Origin of the sequence: Streptomyces sp. NBC_01723 (genome assembly GCF_036246005.1) — a bacterium.
Lineage (GTDB): Bacteria > Actinomycetota > Actinomycetes > Streptomycetales > Streptomycetaceae > Streptomyces.
The window spans coordinates 6,947,194-6,971,039 of the sequence record NZ_CP109171.1 but is presented as its reverse complement, the minus strand read 5'-3'; the positions used below and the strand labels follow the sequence as shown (position 1 = coordinate 6,971,039).

Sequence of the window (23,846 nt, the reverse complement as noted above, 5' to 3'; positions counted from 1 at the left end):
CAGCGCAGCCGATGCGGACCTGGCGAAGCCGGACGAGGGCGGGCCGAGAAGGCGAAGCTCTCGGCCCCCGCCGGAGCACCCAGTCGTCATGTCGTCGCAGCCGTGATCGACAGCCTCGCCCTGGCCCTCGGGGCACGGCGAGCGATCCCAGTGGGACTCGCGAATGCCCTCATCACACGGGCAAGGGTGAACACCACAAGTCAGCGTGCGCTACCGAAAGTCGATGAAGGCTGCGGGTGTGCGGTACTCGACTCACGCCGTCGGACCGCAGCCCTCGCGTCAGGGAGAACATTCGCATGATCAGCACCATGCAGGACGTACCGCTCACCATCGGTCGCATCCTGGTCCACGGCTCCACCGTGCACGGCACCACTACTGTCGCCACCTGGAACGGCTCCTCTGCAGAACACCGCACATATGCGGAAGTCGGGGCCCGGGCCGGGCAACTCGCCCGGGCTCTCCGTGACGAGCTCGGAGTCACGACGGGTACGCGGGTCGCCACCCTAATGTGGAACAACACCGCTCATCTGGAGACGTACCTCGCCGTTCCCGCGATGGGCGCAGTCCTCCACACATTGAACCCACGCCTGCCGGCGCATCAGCTCGCATACATCGTCCATCACGCTGCTGACCACGTCGTTCTGGTGGATGGCAGTCTGGTGCCGCTGCTGGAGCCGTTGCTGACAGAGCTGAATGGCGTGGTCCAGCACATAGTGATAGTCGGTGAGGCGGACCGACCGGTATTCGAAGACTTCGTCGGCACTGTTCACGGCTACGAAGAACTGCTTGCCGACCGGCCCACCGACTATGCCTGGGCAACCGATATCGACGAGCGGACCGCCGCTGCCCTGTGCTACACCTCTGGCACGACGGGCGATCCCAAGGGCGTGGCCTACAGCCACCGCTCCGTATATCTCCACTGTCTCCAGGTTCTGCAGGCTGACGCCTTCGCCCTGACCTCCCGCGACACGGTCTTGCCTGTCGTGCCCATGTTCCATGTCAATGCGTGGGGCCTTCCCCACGCGGCGTTCATGGCCGGCGCCCGTCTCCTCCTGCCCGACCGTTTTCTACAGCCTGCTCCTCTCGCCGAGATGATCACGGCCGAACGGCCTACCGTGAGCGCTGCCGTCCCTACCATCTGGGCAGGACTGCTGGACGAGCTCGACAAGGGCGCCTATGACACGTCATCGTTGCGCCAGGTGGTGATTGGAGGGGCGGCCTGTCCGCCCGCTCTCATGCGAGCCTACGAGGAGCGGCACGACATCAGAGTCGTGCACGCGTGGGGGATGACCGAGACTTCTCCGCTGGGCTCATTCGGCACCTCCCCTCCCGGGCTCACCCCGGATCAAGAATGGGCTTACCGCATCACACAGGGCCGATTCCCGGTTTCCGTCGAGGCGCGCCTGGTCGGCCCAGACGGGTCGCTCATGCCCCATGACGGCAGCTCCGCGGGCGAGTTGGAAGTGCGTGGCCCGTGGATTGCCGGAGCCTACTACGGAGGCGCTGGGCGACAGGCCACGCGGAGCTCAGACAAATTCAGCGCGGACGGCTGGCTGCGCACTGGAGACGTGGGCACGATCACATCCGACGGGTACCTCACCCTTACGGATCGAGCCAAGGACGTCATCAAGTCAGGTGGTGAATGGATCTCCTCCGTGGAACTGGAGAACCATTTGATGGCTCACCCCGATGTCGTCGAGGCCGTCGTGATCGGGGTACCCGATGACAAATGGGGTGAGCGCCCCTTGGCCGCCGTGGTCTTCAGGGACGGCGTCCAGCCCGACTTCGCCCGGCTTCGCACCTTCCTCGCTAACAAGGTGGCTGCCTGGCAGCTCCCTGAGCGATGGTCACCCATTACGGCTGTACCCAAGACATCCGTCGGTAAGTTCGACAAGAAGGTGGTCCGACAGCAGTACGCGAAGGGTGACCTTCAAGTCACTGTCCTCGACAAACACTGACTTCGAGGGGTTCGCCGTTGCCGTCCCATGAGTAAGCCCGGTCGGGTACCGGACAGCGTGCGACCAGGCTTTCACCGAGGAGAGGCTTCCTCCGGAACCGCGTCGCTGACTTCGCATGCAGGGCATCGAGGGCTTGACGCTTCGAGGTCCGTGAGGGTGCACGCCTGGTCATGCCGCTCTCGGCGAGCGGCCACGGATCATGCTCGTCCCTCAACGGCAATGCGCAGCCCGACGCGCGCTGAACGGGAGAGCGGCATGAGGGACCCTCCTCCATAGGCTGCTGAGTGCGTCTACGTGCCTCATCGCCGGTCACCACTTCAGTGTCACACCGGGTGGTGGCCAGCTCGCGCTGCGATCAGAACTCGGAGAATTCATGGGTGTCGGTGCCCGCGCTGCGCTCTGGGTCTCGGTGAAGGCCGACCTCGGTGCCACTGGCACAGCGCTACTACTCGGCATACAGCAACCAAGAGCAGAGCTTGAGAAGGGCCAGCACAATGACCAGGACCAAAATCCTGCGCAATTACATCGACGGTGAGTTCCGGGACGCCGCCGACGGACGGACCACCGCGGTGGTCAACCCCGTGACCGGTGCGGCGTACGCGACCGCCCCCCTGTCCGGGCAGGCGGACGTCGACGCCGCCATGGCGGCCGCCGCGGCCGCCTTCCCGGCCTGGCGGGACCTGGTCCCGGCCGAGCGGCAGAAGGCCCTGCTGAAGATCGCGGACGCGTTCGAGGAGCGGGCCGAGGAACTGATCGCGGCCGAGGTGGAGAACACGGGCAAGCCGATCGGGCTGACCCGCTCCGAGGAGATCCCGCCGATGGTCGACCAGATCCGCTTCTTCGCGGGCGCGGCGCGGATGCTCGAAGGCCGCGGCGCCGGCGAGTACATGGAGGGTCTGACCTCCTTCGTGCGCCGCGAGCCGATCGGAGTCTGCGCGCAGGTCGCGCCGTGGAACTACCCGATGATGATGGCCGTGTGGAAGTTCGCCCCGGCGCTCGCCGCGGGCAACACGGTCGTCCTCAAGCCCTCGGACACCACCCCCGCCTCCACGGCCCTGATGGCCGACATCATCGGCTCGATCGTCCCCAAGGGCGTCTTCAATGTCGTCTGCGGCGACCGCGACACCGGCCGCCTGATGGTCGAGCACGAGACCCCGGCGATGGCCTCCATCACCGGCTCCGTGCGGGCCGGCATGTCGGTCGCCGAGTCCGCCGCCAAGGACGTCAAGCGGGTCCACCTGGAACTCGGCGGCAAGGCACCCGTCGTCGTCTTCGAGGACACCGACATCCCCAAGGCCGTCGAGGACATCTCGGAGGCGGGCTACTTCAACGCCGGACAGGACTGCACGGCGGCCACCCGCGTGCTGGTCCACGAGTCGATCCACGACGAGTTCGTGGCCGCGCTCGCCAAGGCCGCGTCCGAGATCAAGACCGGGCAGCCGGACGACGAGGACGTGCTCTACGGCCCGCTCAACAACCCCAACCAGCTCAAGCAGGTCTCCGGGTTCATCGAGCGCCTGCCCGCCCACGCCAAGGTCGAGGCCGGCGGCCACCAGGTCGGCGACAAGGGCTACTTCTACGCCCCGACCGTCGTCTCCGGCCTCAAGCAGGACGACGAGATCATCCAGCAGGAGGTCTTCGGCCCGGTCATCACCGTCCAGTCCTTCCGCGACGAGGACCAGGCCGTCGAGTGGGCCAACGGCGTCGAGTACGCGCTAGCCTCCTCCGTGTGGACCAAGGACCACGGCCGTGCCATGCGGATGTCCAAGAAGCTCGACTTCGGCTGCGTGTGGATCAACACCCACATTCCGCTGGTCGCCGAGATGCCGCACGGCGGCTTCAAGAAGTCCGGCTACGGCAAGGACCTGTCGGGCTACGGCTTCGAGGACTACACGCGGATCAAGCACGTGATGACGTCGCTGGACGCCTGACGCCACCGGCATGTACCAGCCTCGGACGGTCACGTACTGTCCGAGGCTGCGGTGCTTGTGATCGGTAGAGCGTCCGACGGGCGCTGAACGCGTGGGCAGGAATTCGAGAAGCCTGGACTCCACGGACCGCTCGGAAGGATGCCGGTCCCGGGCCGCGGGTCAGCTCCGTGCAGCTGACGCCGGCCCTGCTCCTGACGATGGGTATCGCTAAAGGCTGTGTCCTACGTGGTGAGGCGGACGAGTCGTTTGTAGCAGCACAGGGAGGCAGCGAGGCCGAGAAAGACCAGGTAGTTGCCGGGATTGCGCTCGTAACGAGGGCTCCAGCGTCGGTACCCGGACAGCCAGGACATCGTTCGCTCGATGACCCAGCGGCGGCGGCCCAATCGTTCGCTGGATTCGATGCCTTTGCGCGCGATCCGCACTCCGATGCGTTTGCCGCGGAGCCATTTCCGCAGGTCAGCCCGGTCGTACGCTTTGTCCGCGTGCAGGCGCCGGGGCAGCCCTCGTCCCGCTCACCGTGGCAGAAATCCGGCGACTCCTGGACACTCTCCTGCCCCACCCACGAGCCGACCGCGATCCCGTCCTCCACGCGCTGAAGTGGTCGGCCTGGAGAAGACACCGCCAGGCCATCGCCCGCCGCTGCCACTACCGAAAACGCAGCTCAGAACACGAACCGCTGCTGGAGTACTAGTGACCTGAGTCGGAGATTCGTCGGCAGTAGGCGGCGACTTTGTCGAGGATCTCGTCGGCTGTTTTCGTCCAGACGAAGGGCCTGGGGTGCTCGTTCCAGTCTGCGAGCCAGGACCGGATGTCACGTTCGAGTGCCTGGACGGAGCGGTGGACGCCGCGCTTGAGCTTCTTCTGCGTGAGTTCGGCGAACCACCGCTCGACCAAGTTCAGCCAGGACGCGCTGGTCGGCGTGAAGTGCAGGTGGAACCGGGGGTGAGCCAGCAGCCACTTCTTGATGTCGGGTGTCTTGTGGGTCGCGTAGTTGTCGAGGATCAGGTGGACCTGGAGGCCGGCCGGGACTTCCTTGTCGAGTTTGGTGAGGAACTTCTTGAACTCCGCGGCCCGGTGGCAGCGGTGAAGCGAGCCGATGACTTTGCCGGTGGCGACCTCGAGGGCGGCGAAGAGGGTGGTGGTGCCGGCGCGGACGTAGTCGTGGCTGCGGCGTTCGGGAACGCCGGGCACCATCGGCAGCACCGGCTGAGAGCGGTCGAGGGCCTGGACCTGCGACTTCTCGTCCACGCAGAGCACCAGGGGCTTCTCGGGCGGGTCGAGGTAGAGGCCGACGACGTCGCGGACCTTGTCGATGAACAGCGGGTCGGTGGACAGTTTGAACGTCTGCGAGCGGTGCGGCGCCAGAGCGAACGCTCGCCAGATCCGCGAGATCGTCGACTGCGACATGCCCGTGGCCGCCGCCATCGACCTCGTCGACCAGTGAGTGGCGTTCTTCGGCGTCTCCTCCAGCGTCTTGACGACGACACGCTCGACGTCCCCGTCGGTGATCTTCCGTGGGACACCGGGCCGCGGGTCGTCGCACAAGCCGTCCAGTCCGCGTTCGAGGAAGCGGCGTCGCCAGGTGCGGACCGTGTCCGGAGTGATCCGCAGACGCCGGGACACCTCCATGATCGAGTGCCCCTCGGCACACTCCAGCACGATCCGCGACCGCTGAGCCAGAGCCTGGGCCGTCGAACGACGACGCAGCCAGCCCTCCAGCACAGCCCGCTGGGCATCTGTCACCGACAACGGCGGAATCTTCGGACCCGGACGACTCATGCCCAACCAACGACAAATCTCCGACTCAGGTCACTAGTCTTCTGAGTCAGGAATTCTGTTCAGATGTGTAGGGTTGCATGGTGCCGCGTACTGGGCGGCCGAAGGCCGAGTTGATCTTGTCGGATGCGGAACGGGCTGCGCTGGAGGGATGGGTGCGGCGCCGTTCCACCCCGCAGGCGTGGGCTTTGCGGTGTCGGATCATCCTGGCCTGCGCGACAGGCGCGTCGAACAAAGACGTGGCCGCGCAGTTGGGCTCCACGCCGCATGCGGTGGGCCGCTGGCGGAAGCGGTTCGTCGGGCACCGGATCGCCGGGCTGGGTGACATGCCGCGCCCGGGCGGCCCCCGGACGGTCACCGACGAGCAGGTCGCTGCGGTGGTGAAGCGGACGCTCGAGTCGACGCCGAAGAACGCCACGCACTGGTCGACGCGGGCGATGGCCACGGAGACGGGTCTGTCGCAGTCGACCGTGTCGCGGATCTGGCGGGCCTTCGGCCTGCAGCCGCACCGCACCGCACCGAGACGTTCAAGCTGTCGACGGACCCGCACTTCGTCGACAAGGTCCACGACGTGGTCGGCCTCTATCTGGACCCGCCCGAGAAGGCCCTGGTGCTCTGTGTCGACGAGAAGTCGCAGATCCAGGCCCTTGACCGGTCCCAGCCGGTGCTGCCGATGATGCCCGGCGTCCCGCAGCGGGTCACCCACGTGCGCGCGGGCACCGCCACGTTGTTCGCCGCACTGGAGGTGGCCACGGGGAAGGTGATCGGCTCCCTGCACCGCCGGCACCGTGCCGAGGAGTTCAAGAAGTTCCTGATCAAACTCGACCGGGAGGTGCCGGCGGGCCTGGACGTGCATCTGGTGCTGGACAACTACGCCACCCACAAGACCCCAGCCATCAAAACCTGGCTGCTGGCCCACCCCCGCTTCCACCTGCACTTCACACCCACCGGCTCCTCCTGGCTCAACCTGGTCGAGCGGTGGTTCGCCGAGCAGACGAACAAGCAGATACGGCGAGGCGTCCACAGAAGCGTCCAGGCGCTGGAGAAGGACATCCGGACCTGGACCGCCGCATGGAACACCGATCCCAAGCCCTACATCCGGACGAAGACCGCAGACGAGATCCTCGAACACCTCACCAGCTATCTGAACAGAAATCCTGACTCAGAAGACTAGGGCAGGCGGGTGTTGAACCGTCGGGCGGTGTGCTGCGTTGAGGGGAGGTGTTGTCGGCGGTTTGCGTATGGAGGATGTCATGGATCAGCAGGCTCCCCTTCAAGGGCACGCTCTGGGGATGGCCCGGTTGTACGGCCTGACCCGCGAGCCGGAACACCCCGCCAAGGTCCCCCTCGGCCACCTCCCCAAGCGGAGCAGGAAGGACGCGCCCGCGTGGGAGAACGCGGCCCGGCAGCGGATGCATGATCTCCTCAACCCTGCGAGGGTGGTCATCAGTGAAGCGGAGGGGAAGGTGCTGGCGGATGCGCAGATCCCCGTGAAGCCACGGCCGCAGGGGGCGGGTTACTACATCGACCCGGCGGTAGCGCGGCACAGTGAGGACACCAGGGCGGCTGCGCATGTCAGCAACGCCACGGGGATGGCACGGCTGTACGGCCTGACCCGCGAGCCGGAACACCCCGCCCTGGTCCCCCGCGGTCACCTCCCCAAGCAGGCCAGGAAGGACGCGCCCGCGTGGGAGAACGCGGCCCGGCAGCGGATGCATAACCTCCTCAAACCTTCGATGGTGGTCAGTGAAGCGGAGGGGAAGGTGCTGGCGGATGCGCAGATCCCCCTGAAGCCACGGCCGCAGGGGGGTTACCACATCGACCCGGCGGTGCCGCGGCACAGTGACGACACCAGGGCGGCTGCGCATGTCAGCAACGCCACGGGGATCGCACGGCTGTACGGCCTGACCCGCGAGCCGGAACACCCCGCCAAGGTCCCCCTCGGTCACCTCCCCACGCAGAGCAGGAAGGACGCACCCGCGTGGGAGAAAACGGCCCGGCAGCGGATGCATAACCTCCTCGACCCTGCGAGTGTGGTGAGTGAAGCGGAGGGGAAGGTGCTGGTGGATGCGCAGATCCCCCTGAAGCCACGGCCGCAGGGGGGTTACCACATCGACCCGGCGGTGCCGCGGCACGGTGACGACACCAGGGCGGCTGCGCATGTCAGCAACGCCACGGGGATGGCACGGCTGTACGGCCTGACCCGCGAGCCGGAGCACCCCGCCCTGGTCCCCCTCGGTCACCTCCCCACGCAGGCCAGGAAGAATGCGCCCAAGTGGGAGAACGCGGCCCGGAGGCGGATGCATCATCTCCTCAGCCCTGTGAAGGTGGTCAGTGAAGCGGAGGGGAAGGTGCTGGCGGATGCGCAGATCCCCCTGAAGCCACGGCCGCAGGGAGCGGGTTACTACATCGACCCGGCGGTAGCGCGGCACGGTGACGACACCAGGGCGGCTGCGCATGTCAGCAACGCCACGGGGATCGCACGGCTGTACGGCCTGACCCGCGAGCCGGAACACCCCGCCCAGGTCCCCCTCGGTCACCTCCCCACGGCGGCCAGGAAGGACGCGCCCAAGTGGGAGAACGCGGCCCGGCAGCGGATGCATCATCTCCTCGACCCTGCGAGGGTGGTCAGTGAAGCGGAGGGGAAGGTGCTGGCGGATGCGCAGATCCCCGTGAAGCCACGGCCGCAGGGGGCGGGTTACTACATCGACCCGGCGGTAGCGCGGCAGCGGGACTTCTTGTCCGGTGTGGTTGTCGGTGGTGTGCAGCCCGGGCTGGGGCTGCCCGGTGCGGGGGCTTCACAGTCTTGGAGCGGGGCCGCTGTGCCGCTGCCGGGAGTTCTGCCTGCCTCGGACGAGGCGCAGAACCCAGTGGGGAGATATCTGGTGTCCGCGGCCGGTTCCGGTCAGTTCTCCAGTCCCCAGGCCGGTCACCAGCCGGGCCCTTCCCAGGAATTCACCAGCAATATGCATCGCCGCGAGTTCGATAACGCTTTTGCGCCGGCTGTGGCGATGGACATGCAAGCGTGGCAAGAGTTCAACCAGTGGGCTCAAAGGCGGGGAGGGCAGCCTGCCGGAGAACCCGCGGCACCTCCAGGATTCGGGGCCCAGGATGGTAGGCACGGCATACCGGGCCCACAGTTTCCGGGCGGCTACGAGAGTTCAAGGCCATCGTCACAGGGACGTCGCGTTGCCAGGTGACGGGGAACGTGTGACACCACAGCCGGACCACCGCACCGGGAACACCACGGCCTGCAACCCCCGACGCCGACGGGCTTGTCCGAACCGTTCGCACCGCCCCGGCTCCGCCACCGTTGCACCGCACTGCAAGGCGAAGGGAAAAGAAGTTGGGCGCAGATCCAATGAGGGCGCTGTCGATCAGGCGGTGGGTATGACCTGGTCGCGGTAGCGCGTCCGGTGGTTGCGGATGAACTCCTGCTGGTGCCACGCCCAGTAGGCGTTGAGGTCACCGTTGGCTCGGACGGCCCGCAGCTTGAGCACGGCTCCAGCTCCGGACAGGCCCCAGCGGGCGCCGGTGATGTCCAGGTGTCCGCGTACTCTCCGATGCGGCCAGCTCGGTACGAATGAACGTCTCCGGCTTGTCGGCTGGTTGGGTAGAGGGGCGAAGGCGACGCTCCTTGTGGTTACTGTGGTTTTCGGGTTGTCGTCCAGGCCATTGGGAGGGTGACCTAATCATCGGGACGGGTAGGTCCGCGTTCGAGTTTGATCAGGAACTTCTTGAACTCCTCGGCACGGTGCCGGCGGTGGCGGCATGGAGGCCCTGCGCTCGGCGGGTCCGGCGGACTCCCCGACCGTCACAGACTGGCTCAACCTGGTCGAGCGGTGGTTCGCCGAGCTGACGAGCAAGCAGATACGGCGGACCGCCGCATGGAACACCGATCCCAAGCCCTACGTCTGGACGAAGACCGCAGACGAGATCCTCGAACGCCTCACCAGCTATCTGAACAGAAATCCTGACTCAGAAGACTAGGGCCTTCGGCTTCACGAACCAGGCGTCGCAGCAGGCCGTTGAGATGGGTGAAGACGCCTTTCTTCTGCCAAGCGGCGAAGTAGCCGTAGACCGTCTCCCACGGTGCGATGTCGTGCGGCAGGTAGCGCCAGGGGATCCCGGTGCGATCGACGTCCATGATGCGGCGAAGGCATGCTCGGGGGACTGCCGATGTCCAGGACCTTGCCCTTGCGCTGGGCCCGCCAGGCGGTGAGCGTGGGGCCGATCGACTCCCAGCGGGCATCGGACAGGTCGCTGGGATACGGGCGTAGTCGCGTCATGTTTCAGTAGTACGAAGCCGACGACGCCTTGAGAGTCTCGTTGGCTCGGCGCAGCTCGGCGTTCTCGGCCTTCAACCGCTTGATCTCCGCGGCTTCCTCGGACGTGACGCCAGGCCGCCGGCCACCGTCGACTTCGGCCTTGCGGACCCAGGTCCGTACCGTCTCAGCAGCACCAATGCCCAGCTTGGCTGCGACAGCCTTCGTCGCGGCCCACTCAGTCGGGTAATTGAGACGAATCTCCGTGACCATGCGCACCGCACGCTCACGAAGCTCAGCAGGGTAGGGGGACGGACGTGCCATGACTCGATCCTCTCGGGGAATCGATCCTCCATCAGACCCGGAGCGTTTCAAAACCCACCCTCACCGATCAGCAGCCGTGATACAACTCGCCGCCATCAATCTCATGACTCGCCGCCTCACCCACGAAACCACCCCCAACTGGCGCGACAGCTAAACCAAATGACACTGACAACCGAGAACCAAACACTCACTCGGGTTCCAAGGGCGGAAATCGGCTCAGCATTCAAGCACCGCCGGCAAGGGAGAGGGTGGTGGTCTGTGTTCTGGAGGCGGGGCAGGCTCAGCGCCTCTGTCTCTTGGCCGGTTGAGGGGCCGTCGGGTACCCGAAAGCCGGCGGTGCCACTTGGGAGGGGCCCGGCTGGTGACTGGAGAACTGACCGGAACCGGCCGCGGACACCAGATATCTCCCCACTGGGTTCTGCGCCTCGTCCGAGGCAGGCAGAACTCCCGGCAGCGGCACAGCGGCCCCGCTCCAAGACTGTGAAGCCCCCGCACCGGGCAGCCCCAGCCCGGGCTGCACACCACCGACAACCACACCGGACAAGAAGTCCCGCTCCCGCGGTACCGCCGGGTCGATGTAGTAACCCGCCCCCTGCGGCCGTGGCTTCACGGGGATCTGCGCATCCGCCAGCACCTTCCCCTCCGCTTCACTGACCACCCTCGCAGGGTTGAGGAGGTTATGCATCCGCCTCCGTGCCGTGTTCTCCCAGGCGGGCGCGTCCTTCCTGGTCGCCGTGGGGAGGTGGCCGGGGGGGACCTGGGCCGTGTGCTCCGCCTCGCCGGTCAGGCCGTACAGCCGTGCGATCCCCGTGGCGTTGCTGACATTCGCAGCCGCCCTGGTGTCCTCACTGTGCCGCGGCACCACCGGGTCGATGTGGTAACCCCCCTGCGGCCGTACCTTCAGGGGGATCAGCGCCGCCGCCAGCACCTTCCCCTCCGCTTCACTGACCGCCATCGAAGGTTTGAGGAGATCATGCATCCGCTGCCGGGCCGTTTTCTCCCACTCGGGCGCGCCCTTCCTGCTCCGCGTGGGGAGGTAGCCGAGGGGGACATGGACGGTGGTGTGCTCCGCCTCGCCGCTCAGGCCGTACAGCCGTGCGATCCCCGTGGCGTTGCTGACATGCGCAGCCGCCCTGGTGTCCTCACTGAGCCGCGGCACCACCGGGTCGATGTGGTAACCCCCCTGCGGCCGTACCTTCAGGGGGATCAGCGCTTCCGCCAGCACCTTCCCCTCCGCTTCACTGACCGCCCTCTCAGGGTTGAGGAGATCATGCATCCGCTGCCGGGCCGCGTTCTCCCACGCGGGCGCGCCCTTCCTGCTCCGCGTGGGGAGGTAGCCGAGGGGGACATGGACGGTGGTGTGCTCCGCCTCGCCGCTCAGGCCGTACAGCCGTGCGATCCCCGTGGCGTTGCTGACATGCGCAGCCGCCCTGGTGTCCTCACTGAGCCGCGGCACCACCGGGTCGATGTGGTAACCCCCCTGCGGCCGTACCTTCAGGGGGATCAGCGCCGCCGCCAGCACCTTCCCCTCCGCTTCACTGACCGCCATCGAAGGTTTGAGGAGGTTATGCATCCGCTGCCGGGCCGCGTTCTCCCACGCGGGCGCGCCCTTCCTGCTCCGCGTGGGGAGGTAGCCGAGGGGGACATGGACGGTGGTGTGCTCCGGCTCGCCGCTCAGGCCGTACAGCCGGGCCATCCCCAGAGCATGCCCTTGAAGGGAAGCCTGCTGATCCATGACATCCTCCATACGCAAACCGCCGACAACACACCCCCTCAACGCAACACACTGCCCAACGGTTCAACACCCACCTGCCCCAGACTCGCCGTTTCGGTTGGCGTGAGGTCAGTTGCGGGTGTGTCCAGTCAACGGCTGATCTTGGTTGTTGACGGTCAGTGGCTGGTGGTGGGGGTGAGGCGTCCTTCAAAGGCGATCTGGAAGGCGTTCAGTGGCGCCCTCCAGCGCATCGTCCAGCGGCGCCGGCCCTTGCCGGTCGGGTCCAGGCTCATCAGCGTCATGTAGACGCACTTCAACGCGGCGGCCTCGTTCGGGAAGTGCCCGCGGGCCCGGACCGCCTTGCGGATGCGGGCGTTCACGCTCTCAATCGCGTTCGTGCTGCAGAGGACCTTGCGGATCTCGACGTCGAAGGAGAGGAAGGGCACCATCTCGGCCCAGGCACCGGACCACAGCTTGATCACGGCCGGATGCTTGCCGGCCCACCTCTCGGAGAACTCCAGGAACCGCTCCATCGCGGCGGCCTCGCTCGGCGCGGTGTAGGGCCTTGACCCTTGATCCTGGACACGCGAGACACTGGATCCTGAGGATCTGAGAACGGACATCTCGTGGTCATGAAGAACTGTCCGCCGCAGTTCAAGGCGGACGCGGTCGCTCTGTACCAGTCGCGGCCCGAGGCGACGATCAGGCAGGTCGCCGCCGATCTGGGGATCAACCTCGAAACCCTGCGGAACTGGGTCCGGGCGGCCGGAGTGAGCCGGCCCCGGGGGCGCCGGGCGGAGGTGCCAGTCCGAGCCGCCGACGCCGTTGGAAGCGGAGAACGTCGCTCTGCGGAAGAAGGTCCACGAGCTGGAGGAAGAGCGCGAGATCCTGCGCAAGGCGGCGAAGTATTTCGCCGGGCAGACGCGCTGGTGACCGCTTCCAGTTCGTCGCCGACCACCAGCGCCGCTACGGCGCGAAGCGGCTGTGCACCATCCGGGGCATCGCCCGCTCCAGCTTCTACTACTGGCGCCGCACTGCCGCGGACCGAGCCGCCCGGCAGGCGGCCGACGCCGCTCTCGCCGCACGGATCCGGGCTGTGCACCGCGAGTCGGACGGCGCCTACGGCGTCCCCAGGATCACCGCCGGGCTCCGCGAGGCGGGCGAGCGGGTCAACCACAAGCGGATCGCGCGGGTGATGCGAATCATCGGCCTGGCAGGCGTGCACTTGCGTCACAGGCACCGCACCACGATCGCGGACCCGGCTGCGACGAAGACCCCGGACCTGATCGGCCGCGACTTCACGGCACGCAAGCCGGACACCAAGTACGTCGGCGACATCACCTATCTCCCAGTGGAGGGGCGGGAAGTTCCTCTAGCTGGCCACCGTCGTCGACCTCGCCTCACGCCGCCTGGCCGGCTGGGCGATCGCGGACCACATGCGCACCGGCCTCGTCACCGACGCCCTGGCCGCCGAAGAACGAACCCGCGGCAGCCTCACCGGGGCGGTCATGCACACCGATCACGGGGCCCAGGGTGGATTGAAGTGGTCGTCGCAACACCTTCTGATCACGGAGGTGTGCAATGGGACGACCGAGGAAGCAGATGCCGCAGGCGCCACCGGGTGCGCGGCGGCAGTGGGCAGCGGATAGGGCAATGCGGGCGCCGATGCGGTTGCCGGGCCGGCCTGAGCCATCGCGTGCTGTGCAACGGGAGTTCTGGCGTCTGATCGCATCCGGGGTCACCTCGGTCCAGGCCGCCGAGGGGGTCGGCGTGTCGGCACCGGTCGGGATTCGATGGTTCCGACACGCTGGCGGGATGGCGCCGCTGAGTCTGGACGAGCCCTCCGGCCGCTACCTGTCGTTCGCCGAACGCGAGGAGATCGCCTTGCTCAGGGCCCGGGACAAGGGCGTGCGTGAGATCGCCCGCACGCTCGGGCGCGACCCGGGAACGATCTCTCGCGAGCTGCGTCGCAACGCCGCGACCAGGGGTGGTAAGCCGGTCTATCGCGCCGTGGTGGCCCAGTGGAAAGCGCAGCAGGCCGCGAAGCGCCCGAAGACGGCCAGGCTCGTGGGCAACGGCCGTTTGCGTAAGTACGTGCAGGACCGACTCGCCGGTGACGTGCGCCGCCCCGACGGCACGATCATTCCAGGTCCTGCGACGCCGCCGTGGAAGGGCCTGAACAAGCCCCATCGCCAGGACAGACGGTGGTCAACGGCATGGAGCCTGGAACAGATCGCCTGCCGGCTGCGGGTCGATTTCCCGGATGATGAGTCCATGCACATCAGTGAGCCTCTTTCATCCTGTGCTGGAGGGTGAAATGGGCTGGTCAGCGGGAGTGGTGACGAGGCAGGGCCCCTGGTCGTTGGCGTGGTGATTCCACTCAACACACCGGCGACCGAAGGGGCCCTGTTGGTTCCGTATCCTGCCACGCTCGACGTCCCGCATGAGCTGGTTGAGCATGTTTCCTGGCTGCTGTACGAGCACCGCCGGGCCCGCAACACTCGCTGGCGCAAGCTCGGCTGCTTCAAGCAGGCACTGCTCGCGCTGGTCCATCTACGTAAGAACGAGACGTTCTCGCAGCTCGGAGCGGGTTTCGGGATATCCCAGGCCACGGCTTGGCGGTACGTGGACGAGACCTTGGACGTTCTGGTCTCCTGGGCGCCCGGCCTCCACGAAGCCCTCACCGGCCTGGGCGAGGGCGACTTCGTCATCGTTGACGGCACCCTGATTCCACAGACCGGATCCGCGCGGACGAGCCGTACTACTCGATGAAGCACCGCAAGCACGGCATGAACGTGCAGGTCATCGCCCGTCCCGACGGCACACCGCTGTGGTTCTCCCGCGCGATGCCGGGCCGGACCCACGATCTGACCGCGGCTCGCGCCCACGGCATCGTCCAGGCCTGCCTCACCCGGCAGATCCTTGTTCTCGCCGACCGCGCCTACCAGGGCGCCGGCGCCACCATCCGCACCCCGTACTACCACCACAGCGAACAGCCCGAGCACTACCAGCAGTTCAACCGCGACCACGCCCGCCTGAGGGCTCCGGGAGAACGCGCCTTCGCGCAGCTGAAGTCCTGGCGAGTCCTCCAGCGAGCCAGATGCTCCGCCCGCCGCATCGGCACCATCGTCCAGGCCATCCACACACTCCTGAACTGCAGCTATTCAGGATGAAAGAGGTTCACTGAAGTCGGTTGCTGGGCTGCGGAGTTGGATTCGGTGTTCGCTCGGGTGGCGGGCCGGTTCGCTCGGGCGGATCTGCGGTGGCGGATGCGGGACTATGTCCGCGGTGTGCTGGGCCGAGCGGCACGGAAGAACGGCTGGCAGCTCGCGGAATGGGCAGGTCACCGCACGCCGGACGGCTTCCAGCGGCTGCTGAACAGCAGTGTCTGGGACGCGGACGCGTTGCGCGACGATGTCCGTGCCTACGTCGGCGAATGTCTCGGCCCCGATGGCGTGTTGATCATCGACGACACCGGGTTCATCAAGAAGGGCACCACGTCGGCCGGGGTGGGCCGGCAGTACACCGGCACTCCGGGAAAGATCGACAACTGCCAGATCGGGGTGTTCGCCGCCTACGCCACCGGCTCGGGCCGGGCCCTGGTGGACCGCGAGCTCTACCTGCCCAAAGCCTGGACGTCCGACCGCGACCGCTGCCGGGCGGCGCAAATCCCTGATGAGCGGGCGTTTGCGACCAAGGGTGAACTGGCCCGGGACATCGTCCGCCGGTGCCTCGGTGCGGGTCTGCCCGCCACGTGGTTCACCGCGGACGAGGCCTACGGGCAGGACTGGCACTTCCGCCGCCTGCTCGAGCAATGCGACGTCGGCTATGTGGTGGCGGTGCCCAAGTCGCAGCAGATCAAGTCCCTGGCAGGCATCTGGCGCATCGACCAGCTCATCGAGGACGCCCCTGCCGATGCCTGGCAGAGACTCTCCTGCGGCGACGGAGCGAAGGGCCCGCGTGTCTACGACCGGGCCGCGGCCGAGCTGCCCGCCAACCTCGTCTTCGACCCCGACCCGCCGCCCCATCACCGCTGGGTGATGGCCCGCCGCAGCCTGTCCTATCCCGAAGAGGTGGCCTACTACTTGGCCTACGCCCCCGTCGGCGTCGAGATCGCCGAGCTGGCCCGAGTGGCCGGCTCCCGCTGGGCGATCGAGGAGTGCTTCCAGGCCGCCAAGAACGAATGCGGCCCCGACCACTACGAGGTCCGCCGCCATCCCGGCTGGTACCGGCACATCACCCTGGCCATGCTCGCCCACGCCGTCCTGACCGCACTCGCCGCCCAGGCCGGCGAGGCCTCAAAGGGGGCTGCAGAAACGGATCAGCCCTCGTCCCGCTCACCGTGGCAGAAATCCGGCGACTCCTGGACACTCTCCTGCCCCACCCACGAACCGACCACGACCCCGTCACCCACGCACTGAAGTGGTCGGCCTGGAGAAGACACCGCCAGGCCGTCGCCCGCCGCTGCCACTACCGAAAACGCAGCTCAGAACACGAACCGCTGCTGGAGTACTAAGGGCTGCAGGCAGTGGCAACTCAACTGGGCCACGTGCGACCGTAGTCGCGCTGCTTGTCCCGGTAAACTGAGTGGTAGTGCAACTCGTCGCCCTTGCCGGTTTGCCCCTGGTTGGAGAACTCGACCCACAGGCGCGGTCCGTCGAACCTGACGTAAGCGCCGGGCTCGTCCCGGTCTGTCGAACCTGCCCAGCCGATGTAGGTCCGGTCGTACTCCGTCTGGTACTGGGCCATAAGAGCATCCGCAACGCGCTCGTCGCTGTCGCCGACCCAGGCCCTCAGAGCAGCTGTCACCAGTTTCTGCTGGCCAGCGGATAGCTCAGAGACACGGACACCCTGCGCCGGCGACGGAAAGGCTCCGTCTTCCCCCGGACCGACGAGGATCTCCGCGTATTCCCCGTCGAGGCGTGCCCTCTCCCTTTGCGTGGGGCTCAAGGCCTCGAGGACTCCGAAAACGCCCTCAGCCTCGTCACGCAGTGGCTCGACCCGTGTGCCGGAGACCTCAAACGTACGTGGGTCGACGCCGGTGAACGCAGGCGTGGGCATGACCCGGTCACCGTCATAGGTGGTGTGTACGGCCAGGTGGTGGCCGCCAATCTGGACGGTGAACCGTTCCGTGGTGTTGGGCTCACCGAAGAAGGCGAAGAAGAAGAGGTCGGATCCGAAGGAGGTGTTGCCACCGCCTCGTCGGTTGAGTTCGTTTCCGGCGGCGACCACGGACCGCATTTCTTCGAATCCGCCGTCGGAGAGTACTGCCTCGGCGACTCCCATCGCTGCGGCGCGTTGCGTGTCGGAGAGGTCCCGCAGGCCCACACCGTTGCGGTCCTCTTCCCGACCCACCGGAAGGTTGGTCCAATCCATGAGCGCGTCGGTGTCGTCCCGGTCGTAGACGGCGCGATCACGCTGCTCCTGCGAGAGCGACTTCAAGAAGACGTTGGCTGCTGCCACGACCGCTTCGGTGGCGCCGCGCACCGTGGGCGCGCCGGAGATTCTTTTGGGCAGACTGCTCGGCAGTTCGGTTTCGGGAGTTCCCTCCTGGGGCCCGGTACAGGCGACGGCAAGCAGGACGGTCGTGAGGGCGCCTGCCGTGAGGGCGAGTCTCGTGTACATGTTCGGTTCCGATCGCAAGAATCAAAGGGAGCGGGTGAAGGATGCAGGTTCCGACAGGGCAACGGAGGAGGTCGGCGAGGAAGGTTCTGACTCGTCGATGTGGACGCGTCGGCGAAAGACAACGTCAAGGCCGGCGATGACAGCCAGTGCAATCGCAAGCATCTCGGGTGTGGAGGCGAGGGCGTTGAGCGCGGGCTGCAAAGGGGTTGTCAGGCCAGTGGCCCGCTCCACGGTCCAGGCCACGGCCGCGACTAGTCCAGCCGAGCCCGCAGTACGGCGCACGATGTGGTAGCGGGTGCCGGCGGACAGGACGAGGAGAGAGGGAACAACGGCCGCCACGACAAGCAATTGGGCGACCTCGACACCAAAGTTGAAGGCAAGGAGGTCCTGCAGGGCAGCTCCCGCCCCGCCTCCGAACTCACGGAGCAGCCCGGCGAAGGCCAGCCCGTGCACCAGGCCGAAGGAACCGGCCAGCAGTACCTCGCCACCGCGGACCAGGGGACGCATGGCGTGGACCGCGGACGCAGCGACGGACATGGCAATCAGGGTCTCCACCCACCGCCCACCGAAGGATGCGCCCGACAGTGTGACAGTGGCCAGGCTAACCGAATGCCCCAGGGTGAATGCGGTGACGACTTGGGCGGTGCGCGCCAGGGTCCGTTGAGCGCTGCGACTGCCGCTCCATTGTCGTGAGGTTGCCACCAGTGGTGCGGGCAGCAACAGCATGGCGAGGAAGAGCAAGTGGTCGAGGCCTTCAAGGACGTGGACCATGCCCATGCCCACGGTGTCCGCGAAGCCCTGGGCCGATGCTGCTTCGACGGAGATCGTCACCGCCGACCTGGCGTAGTTGAAGGTTCCGGCGAGCTGGAGGCGGGCCGCATGCAGGGATCCTTCGGAGGTACGGCTGCGGTAGACGTGTACGTCATGGCTGACGATCTCGCGCAGGATCACGTCGCAGTTCAGCCACAGCGCTTCGTGTCTTGCCGGTGTCGAAGCCCTCATCGTGAGGGGGACGGTCACATAGGGTTGCCCGCCCAGTTCACTCATACGCGGGGCGCCGAGGACGACCTGCCAGGGCCCTTGGGAACCTCGGGCGTGAAATCTGGTCTGGATGTACTCCGTTAGCTCGCTCGAGGCGTCCGGTGTCACGCCGGAACGCTCGGGGAACGCCAGCCCGGTGGCACGCTGCAGCTGGTCGACAGGCATGTGGAGTGCTCCGTCGGCCCGCTGGGAGTGCACGCTGAACACCAGCACAGAGGCTCCGGGCGTGTGCGCCGAAGCGGAGTCCGGGGCTCCACCGACCAGGACTGCAGCAGTGACCAGAAGGCACAGCACTGCACGTACTGGCACCATCATGCAACGTCGTATCAAGGTACTCACGCGCGGATGACATTGCCGCCGAAGACGCGGACAGGAACCTCGGTCAGCCCGCGTGGAGACGGACCGCTGATCAACGATCCGTCGGTCTCGCTGAAGGTGGATCTGTGGGCCGGACAGACGATGGCGCCATCCTCGGGCGGGGCGACCATCACTCCCTGGTGCGGACAGGCTGCCTCGTACGCGCGAAACGTGCCGGTGGAAGGCTGTGCGATCACCACGCCTCCCGCCACCACACCACCGCCGACCGGGACCCTAGACGTGGCGATCAAGACTTCGCCTTCACCCCGGGCGTCACCGTCCTGCGGGGAACTGCCGTCGGCCGGGGCGGATTCCTCAGCACCGCCACCAGGAGAACAGGCGGCGAGCGCAACCGTGATGGCGGTGCCTAGGCCGGAGAGCATCCTCCGTCGGGCCAGACACCGCTGTGGGTTGTGTGTGACGTGCTCTGCCGGGTGCTGCGCGTTCGTCATCAGTGGGTCACCTTCTCAGGTCCTGTTGAGTGGGACTTTCCGTCAGCTGTCATGTGATCGGTGCGGGGCCGGGTGTTACTGCTCCGCGCCCCAGACGGCCTTGCTTCCACCGTGTCCGGTGACCACGGTCTGGTAGCCCGTGCCTGCGGCAACTATGACGAGGAGTGCAGCGAGCACGAATTGGAGGGGCTTGGTGGCACCTCTGCGGTCCTGGGCTCGGGTGCTGTGGCTGGTGCTGCTGAGGAGAAGGGCCGATATCAGGGATACGGCGAAGAAGGCGAGTGCGTACCAGAGCAGCAACTCACCCTGCTCCTCGTGGGCGACAGTGGCTGTGAGTTCGGCTCCCCGTAGTTCGGCGGCACGGCCCGCGAACAGTTCTCCGCCGCTTCCTCCCGCTGCGTAGACGAAGCCAAGGCTGAGGGCCGCGCCGATGGGCATGGGCCAGCGCAGGATTGCACGCCAACGCGGCACGAGAGCGTACGTGATCGCTGTCAGGGCGGTCAGGGGCAGGAGGACCACGACCGCGTGCACCACGAGGACGTGCACCGGCAGGCCAGTTACTTCATCGAACATGGCTCAGCTCCGATAGGGATCGTCGATCGGTGAGGGTGTGAAGTGAGTGGGAACGGCCAGCTATCGAACCTGCGCGTTGGGAGGACGCTGCGGCACGCAGGGGCCTAGGGCGGCGGAAACGGAGGCGGAGGGCGGCAAGACCACCACCAGCCAGCGTGAGGGTCAGAAATATTGTCCAGCCTGTGACGGAGGGGCCGCCGTCCGGTGCACTTGCATAACCGCCGTCAGCGAGCCCTGCCTGACATTCGAAGTGGTTTCGCGGGCAGGGGAAGAACAGCTCATCACCGGCGTAGGCCGTGGGGAATGCAGTTGGCCCGGCCAGCAGCGTGGTCCGTGCCCACTGGTAGGTGTGATGGGCTTCGTGCTCGGACAGTCGCAGAATCCGGTCAGGTGATGCGCCGGGCTCCGGGTGGCTGACGTAAATCGTGCCGTACATCGTGCCGGCACGGGCGTATCCGTCCGGTACCTCTCCACGATGCCATTGGTCGCGCATCGGCACAGTGCGCCTCCTCTGGCTGCGGCGTAAAGCAAGGCGCCGCCGGAAACCGGAGCGTTGCCGAGGTTGCGCCATGCGTCATCCTCTGCTGAGAGCCGGCCGGTGATGCTTTTGTCGAGCCCGGCAGTCGGCGGACAAGACGGCAGGTCCGAAGCCATGCTGACCGTGGCGTAGTAACCAGCGGTCACGATTTGAACTGCCGCGGCGAGGGAGACGAAGACGACTCGGCGGTGAGTTGGCCGTCTGCCGCGCACAGTGCCCGCCACGGCGAAGAGGAAGCCGATCAGGCCGCCGCTCAGCAGGCATGCTGCCCACCACGCCAATCGGCGGGCCGGGCGCCGTTGCGGCGCGAAGTGTTGCACATGCACCGGCGCCGATGCGGTCGCGGCAACAGGTGGTGAGCGCAACGCTGGCGCACTCGTCGGCATGGCCCCTCCCCTCAGCAGGTCGCACCTACTTCTAATACAGAACGGACCGTTTTGCAAGACGCTGCGTTTTGCAACACGTAACGTCTCGTATAATCTGGAACGCATGACCGACCACGGAGTGCACGAAGCGACACCCACGAGCCCTGAGCCACTCAAGGGGCAGGAGCCTGTCCGGCGCGGGCGCGGCAGAACACGCGACTCCGTAACCACGGCTGCGATCCTCGACGCCGCGATGGAGTTGCTCGTGGAAGAGGATCTGCGGAAGTTCACGATCGAGCGTCTGGCCTCCCGCGCCGGCGTCAGCAAGGCGACCATCTACCGCTGGTGGCCCTCACGCGGCGCAGTTGCGCTCGACGCGTTCCTCAACGCGGTTGATCCCCATGTACCGTTCCCGGAGACCACTGACTTCCTCGCGGCCCTGCGCTTCCAAGCTTCGGCGCTCGTACGCGTCTTCCGTGAAACCCCCGCCGGGCACGTCGTGCGAGCGCTGCTCGCTGAGGCGCAGTCGGACCCTGATCTGTCAGATGCCTTCCGCACCCGTTGGGTGGAGGTCCGTCGCGACTCGGGACGCACCGTCTTCAGGCGTGCCCAGGAAAGCGGGCAGATCCGCTCCGACCTCGACCTCGAGACCGCAATCGACCTGGTTTACGGCCCCATTTACTACCGGCTGCTCGCGACCCATCAGCCACTGACCGACAAGTTCGTGGACGATATTACTGTCTATGCCCTGCGCGGGCTCGCCCCCTGACGATGACCGAGACGGCGAGGCGTGAGCTGGACAGCCGTAGGCCGTGAGTCGGCTTGGACATGGGCCAGCACAGTGAGACGGATGGCCACCGGTGACCTTCGCGACGACGGGTGTTGAACGTTCGGTCTGTATGGAGATGCCGCTGTGGATCGCGTCGATGAGCCGTGGAACCGTCTGACGCCGCTGGGGCAGTTGCTGAACACGATGTCCTGGTCGCGAGCCTCACGCGGTCTGCACTTGCGTTCTCGGCAGTCAGCGGGAACATACGACCTCGCGCGCCATCTTTTCGACACTCTTTCTCAGGGCGACCGCGCCGTCCGGGAACGCATGGTCCGCCCTGCCCATAGCTGGACCAGGCCGGCCGCCTCGCGGGAGAGGCGCTGAGGTGTCACGGCGACGACGTCCACGCCCTTGCCCAAGTCTGAGGAGCACGCCGCCCATCTCTAGCTACGTCTAGTGACCGTGGTCGTTGGTTGGGTAATAACTGATCATTTCAGAATGAGCTTGGTTGTGGGCTGAGCCAACGGCAGACTTCTGCGGGTGCCGGATGATCTTGTGCCTGATGACCTGTGGGACCGTGTGGCCCCGTTGCTCCCTCCTCGTCCGCCGCGTCGGCGCCGGTATCCGGGACGGCTGCCGGTGGATGACCGGGCTGCCCTGCGCGGCATCGTCTACGTACTGCGCAAAGGTGTGAGCTGGGCCGATGTGCCCACGGAGCGGATCGGCTGCAGCGGCGTGACGGCCTGGCGGCGGCTGCGGGACTGGACCGAGGCCGGCGTCTGGCCGCGTCTGCACGAGGTCCTGCTGGCCGACCTGCGCCGGGCGGGCCTGCTGGAGATGGACGACGCGGCGGTCGACGGCTCACACGTCCGGATCCTCAAAGGGGGGCTCACACCGGACCTTCGCCGGTCGACCGGGCCCGTCCGGGAAGCAAGCACCACCTGATCACCGACCGGAACGGGACACCTCTTGCGGTGTCCCTGACCGGCGGAAACCGGCATGACGTCACGCAGTTGATGCCACTGCGGGACGCGATCCCGCACATCCGCGGGGCCCGTGGCCGCCCCCGTCGGCGGCCCAGACGCCTGTTCGCCGACCGGGGCTACGACTACGACAAGTACCGTCGTCTCCTCCGGGCTCGCGGCATCACACCGAAGATCGCCCGCAGAGGCACCACGCACGGCTCCGGCCTGGGAAAGACCCGCTGGGTGGTGGAGCGGACCTTCGCCTGGCTCCATCAGTTCAAACGGCTACGGACCCGCTACGAGATACGGGCCGACCTCCACCTCGGCCTGCTCCAACTCGCCTGCAGCATCATCTGCTTGCGCCGCCTCCGAACATCATTCTGAAACGATCAGTAAGAGAGCTCTGATCCAGATAGTTGATGTTCTAGACTGTTTGCGTGATCGGTGGCGTTGACGGTCGTTGCACCGTGTGTGAGCGATCGTTGTTTACCGCAGCGATGTGTCCGATGCCCGCTGGGCTCTGATCGAGCCGGTCTTCACGGCCTGGCGGGCGAGACGGACCGGCCCTGGTACGGCGGCCCGGGTGCACGACCTGCGGGAGATCGTCAACGCGACCCTCTACGTCAACCGCACCGGCATCCCGTGGGAGTACCTGCCCCATGACTTCCCGCCGTGCAAGACGGTCTACGACTACTACGCGAAGTGGGAAGCAGACGGCACGACCCAGCAGGTCCACGACCTGTTACGCGACAAGGCCCGCCAAGCCCACGGCCACAGGGCCGAGCCGACTGCGGCCGTAACCGACGCCCAGAACGTGAAGACCTCGGCAAACGTCGCCGAGACCAGCCAGGGCATCGACGCCGGCAAGAAGATCAAAGGTCGCAAACGGCACCTGACCACGGACACGCTCGGTCTCGTGCTGGCCGTCCTCATCACTGCCGCGAACGTGCACGACACCACCGGCGGCAAGCTCCTGCTCGACAACGTGGCCGCGAACCACCTCAGCGTGTCCAAGGTCTGCTAACAAAATGGCCCGCGAACTGATGGGAGAATCCACACCAACCTGGCGAATCGAAACGGACATGACCGCCATAACATCATGAACAGTGATCAGATGCTCTCTTAGGGCAGGTGGGTGTTGAACCGTTGGGCGGTGTGTTGCGTTGAGGGAGGTGTTGTCGGCGGTTTGCGTA

The 23,846-nt window shown here is 66.7% G+C and carries 16 protein-coding genes and 10 pseudogenes; 15 read left to right on the top strand and 11 right to left on the bottom strand.

Going from position 1 to position 23,846, the window contains the following annotated elements:
• Positions 1-296 precede the first annotated feature (296 nt).
• Positions 297-1,958, top strand: coding sequence for a long-chain fatty acid--CoA ligase (locus OIE75_RS32770; protein ID WP_329473109.1), 1,662 nt, complete (start codon positions 297-299; stop codon positions 1,956-1,958).
• Positions 1,959-2,452: 494 nt separating this feature from the next.
• Entirely contained in the window at positions 2,453-3,889 is a 1,437-nt protein-coding gene (locus OIE75_RS32765; protein WP_329473108.1) for a gamma-aminobutyraldehyde dehydrogenase, read from the top strand.
• Positions 3,890-4,110: 221 nt separating this feature from the next.
• On the opposite strand, the pseudogene OIE75_RS32760 reads toward OIE75_RS32765, so the two are convergent.
• Together OIE75_RS32760 and OIE75_RS32755 are read right to left on the bottom strand one after the other, a co-directional pair.
• A pseudogene (locus OIE75_RS32760) lies at positions 4,111-4,386 on the bottom strand (transposase); the annotation flags it as partial.
• A gap of 190 nt (positions 4,387-4,576) precedes the next feature.
• The gene (locus OIE75_RS32755) at positions 4,577-5,668 is read right to left on the bottom strand and encodes an IS630 family transposase (RefSeq protein ID WP_329473033.1); all 1,092 of its coding nucleotides are present in this window, start codon (positions 5,666-5,668) and stop codon (positions 4,577-4,579) included.
• Positions 5,669-5,745: 77 nt separating this feature from the next.
• Here OIE75_RS32755 and OIE75_RS32750 point away from each other — a divergent pair.
• Both OIE75_RS32750 and OIE75_RS32745 read left to right on the top strand, forming a co-directional pair.
• Positions 5,746-6,839, top strand: a pseudogene (locus OIE75_RS32750) (IS630 family transposase).
• 79 nt (positions 6,840-6,918) lie between these two features.
• Positions 6,919-8,865, top strand: coding sequence for a hypothetical protein (locus OIE75_RS32745; protein WP_329473107.1), 1,947 nt, complete (start codon positions 6,919-6,921; stop codon positions 8,863-8,865).
• A gap of 177 nt (positions 8,866-9,042) precedes the next feature.
• Here the strand turns inward: OIE75_RS32745 and OIE75_RS32740 are convergent, their stop codons facing one another.
• Complete coding sequence (locus OIE75_RS32740) at positions 9,043-9,165, bottom strand: hypothetical protein (RefSeq protein ID WP_443078413.1); 123 nt, start codon at positions 9,163-9,165, stop codon at positions 9,043-9,045.
• Between the two features lie 304 nt (positions 9,166-9,469).
• On the opposite strand from OIE75_RS32740, the pseudogene OIE75_RS32735 reads away from it, so the two are divergent.
• Positions 9,470-9,655 (top strand): annotated as a pseudogene (locus tag OIE75_RS32735) (IS630 family transposase); the annotation flags it as partial.
• 11 nt (positions 9,656-9,666) lie between these two features.
• On the opposite strand, the gene OIE75_RS32730 reads toward OIE75_RS32735, so the two are convergent.
• Complete coding sequence (locus OIE75_RS32730; protein WP_443078412.1) at positions 9,667-9,954, bottom strand: hypothetical protein; 288 nt, start codon at positions 9,952-9,954, stop codon at positions 9,667-9,669.
• 18 nt (positions 9,955-9,972) lie between these two features.
• Positions 9,973-10,254 (bottom strand): annotated as a pseudogene (locus tag OIE75_RS32725) (transposase); the annotation flags it as partial.
• Positions 10,255-10,300: 46 nt separating this feature from the next.
• On the opposite strand from OIE75_RS32725, the pseudogene OIE75_RS32720 reads away from it, so the two are divergent.
• Positions 10,301-10,408 (top strand): annotated as a pseudogene (locus OIE75_RS32720) (IS5 family transposase); the annotation flags it as partial.
• 126 nt (positions 10,409-10,534) lie between these two features.
• Here the strand turns inward: OIE75_RS32720 and OIE75_RS32715 are convergent.
• A complete protein-coding gene (locus OIE75_RS32715; RefSeq protein WP_329473106.1) occupies positions 10,535-11,989 on the bottom strand; it encodes a hypothetical protein in 1,455 nt (484 codons plus the stop codon).
• A gap of 155 nt (positions 11,990-12,144) precedes the next feature.
• Positions 12,145-12,531, bottom strand: a pseudogene (locus tag OIE75_RS32710) (transposase); the annotation flags it as partial.
• Between the two features lie 69 nt (positions 12,532-12,600).
• On the opposite strand from OIE75_RS32710, the pseudogene OIE75_RS41550 reads away from it, so the two are divergent.
• From OIE75_RS41550 to OIE75_RS32690, 6 genes and pseudogenes are all read left to right on the top strand, one after another.
• A pseudogene (locus OIE75_RS41550) lies at positions 12,601-12,684 on the top strand (hypothetical protein); the annotation flags it as partial.
• Between the two features lie 191 nt (positions 12,685-12,875).
• Positions 12,876-13,190 (top strand): annotated as a pseudogene (locus OIE75_RS41545) (IS3 family transposase); the annotation flags it as partial.
• A 214-nt stretch (positions 13,191-13,404) separates the two neighbouring features.
• Complete coding sequence (locus OIE75_RS41540; protein ID WP_443078411.1) at positions 13,405-13,617, top strand: hypothetical protein; 213 nt, start codon at positions 13,405-13,407, stop codon at positions 13,615-13,617.
• Positions 13,571-14,254 (top strand): annotated as a pseudogene (locus tag OIE75_RS32700) (transposase); the annotation flags it as partial. The gene OIE75_RS41540 and the pseudogene OIE75_RS32700, both read left to right, overlap by 47 nt.
• 81 nt (positions 14,255-14,335) lie before the next feature.
• Positions 14,336-15,141, top strand: a pseudogene (locus tag OIE75_RS32695) (IS5 family transposase).
• A 36-nt stretch (positions 15,142-15,177) separates the two neighbouring features.
• Entirely contained in the window at positions 15,178-16,389 is a 1,212-nt protein-coding gene (locus tag OIE75_RS32690; RefSeq protein WP_329473105.1) for an IS701 family transposase, read from the top strand.
• Positions 16,390-16,504: 115 nt separating this feature from the next.
• On the opposite strand, the gene OIE75_RS32685 is transcribed toward OIE75_RS32690, so the two are convergent.
• The 4 genes from OIE75_RS32685 to OIE75_RS32670 all read right to left on the bottom strand — a co-directional run bounded on the left by OIE75_RS32685 (position 16,505) and on the right by OIE75_RS32670 (position 20,016).
• Positions 16,505-17,593, bottom strand: coding sequence for a DUF3500 domain-containing protein (locus OIE75_RS32685; RefSeq protein WP_329473104.1), 1,089 nt, complete (start codon positions 17,591-17,593; stop codon positions 16,505-16,507).
• A 21-nt stretch (positions 17,594-17,614) separates the two neighbouring features.
• Complete coding sequence (locus tag OIE75_RS32680) at positions 17,615-18,799, bottom strand: HupE/UreJ family protein (RefSeq protein ID WP_329473103.1); 1,185 nt, start codon at positions 18,797-18,799, stop codon at positions 17,615-17,617.
• Between the two features lie 170 nt (positions 18,800-18,969).
• Complete coding sequence (locus tag OIE75_RS32675; protein ID WP_329473101.1) at positions 18,970-19,443, bottom strand: Rieske (2Fe-2S) protein; 474 nt, start codon at positions 19,441-19,443, stop codon at positions 18,970-18,972.
• Positions 19,444-19,518: 75 nt separating this feature from the next.
• On the bottom strand, positions 19,519-20,016 hold the full coding sequence (locus tag OIE75_RS32670; protein ID WP_329473100.1) for a DUF2231 domain-containing protein: 498 nt from the start codon (positions 20,014-20,016) through the stop codon (positions 19,519-19,521).
• Positions 20,017-21,043: 1,027 nt separating this feature from the next.
• Here OIE75_RS32670 and OIE75_RS32665 point away from each other — a divergent pair.
• The 3 genes from OIE75_RS32665 (at position 21,044) to OIE75_RS32655 (ending at position 23,677) form a co-directional block, all read left to right on the top strand.
• Positions 21,044-21,688, top strand: coding sequence for a TetR/AcrR family transcriptional regulator (locus OIE75_RS32665; protein WP_329473099.1), 645 nt, complete (start codon positions 21,044-21,046; stop codon positions 21,686-21,688).
• A gap of 540 nt (positions 21,689-22,228) precedes the next feature.
• Positions 22,229-23,037 (top strand): IS5 family transposase gene (locus OIE75_RS32660; protein WP_329473098.1). Its coding sequence is split into 2 segments (ribosomal slippage): positions 22,229-22,568 and positions 22,568-23,037, totalling 810 coding nucleotides; the frame shifts between segments, so codons are not numbered across the junction.
• Positions 23,038-23,152: 115 nt separating this feature from the next.
• The gene (locus tag OIE75_RS32655) at positions 23,153-23,677 is read left to right on the top strand and encodes an IS5 family transposase (RefSeq protein ID WP_329473097.1); all 525 of its coding nucleotides are present in this window, start codon (positions 23,153-23,155) and stop codon (positions 23,675-23,677) included.
• Positions 23,678-23,846 lie beyond the last annotated feature (169 nt).

Excerpts from the sequence above, each read along its gene's own strand:
- OIE75_RS32770 (WP_329473109.1), top strand. The coding sequence starts at position 297 with ATGATCAGCACCATGCAGGACGTACCGCTCACCATCGGTCGCATCCTG.
- OIE75_RS32765 (WP_329473108.1), top strand. The coding sequence starts at position 2,453 with ATGACCAGGACCAAAATCCTGCGCAATTACATCGACGGTGAGTTCCGG.
- OIE75_RS32755 (WP_329473033.1), bottom strand. The coding sequence starts at position 5,668 with ATGAGTCGTCCGGGTCCGAAGATTCCGCCGTTGTCGGTGACAGATGCC.
- OIE75_RS32745 (WP_329473107.1), top strand. The coding sequence starts at position 6,919 with ATGGATCAGCAGGCTCCCCTTCAAGGGCACGCTCTGGGGATGGCCCGG.
- OIE75_RS32730 (WP_443078412.1), bottom strand. The coding sequence starts at position 9,954 with ATGACGCGACTACGCCCGTATCCCAGCGACCTGTCCGATGCCCGCTGG.
- OIE75_RS32715 (WP_329473106.1), bottom strand. The coding sequence starts at position 11,989 with ATGGATCAGCAGGCTTCCCTTCAAGGGCATGCTCTGGGGATGGCCCGG.
- OIE75_RS41540 (WP_443078411.1), top strand. The coding sequence starts at position 13,405 with ATGCGCACCGGCCTCGTCACCGACGCCCTGGCCGCCGAAGAACGAACC.
- OIE75_RS32685 (WP_329473104.1), bottom strand. The coding sequence starts at position 17,593 with ATGTACACGAGACTCGCCCTCACGGCAGGCGCCCTCACGACCGTCCTG.
- OIE75_RS32680 (WP_329473103.1), bottom strand. The coding sequence starts at position 18,799 with ATGCCTGTCGACCAGCTGCAGCGTGCCACCGGGCTGGCGTTCCCCGAG.
- OIE75_RS32675 (WP_329473101.1), bottom strand. The coding sequence starts at position 19,443 with ATGACGAACGCGCAGCACCCGGCAGAGCACGTCACACACAACCCACAG.
- OIE75_RS32670 (WP_329473100.1), bottom strand. The coding sequence starts at position 20,016 with ATGTTCGATGAAGTAACTGGCCTGCCGGTGCACGTCCTCGTGGTGCAC.
- OIE75_RS32665 (WP_329473099.1), top strand. The coding sequence starts at position 21,044 with ATGACCGACCACGGAGTGCACGAAGCGACACCCACGAGCCCTGAGCCA.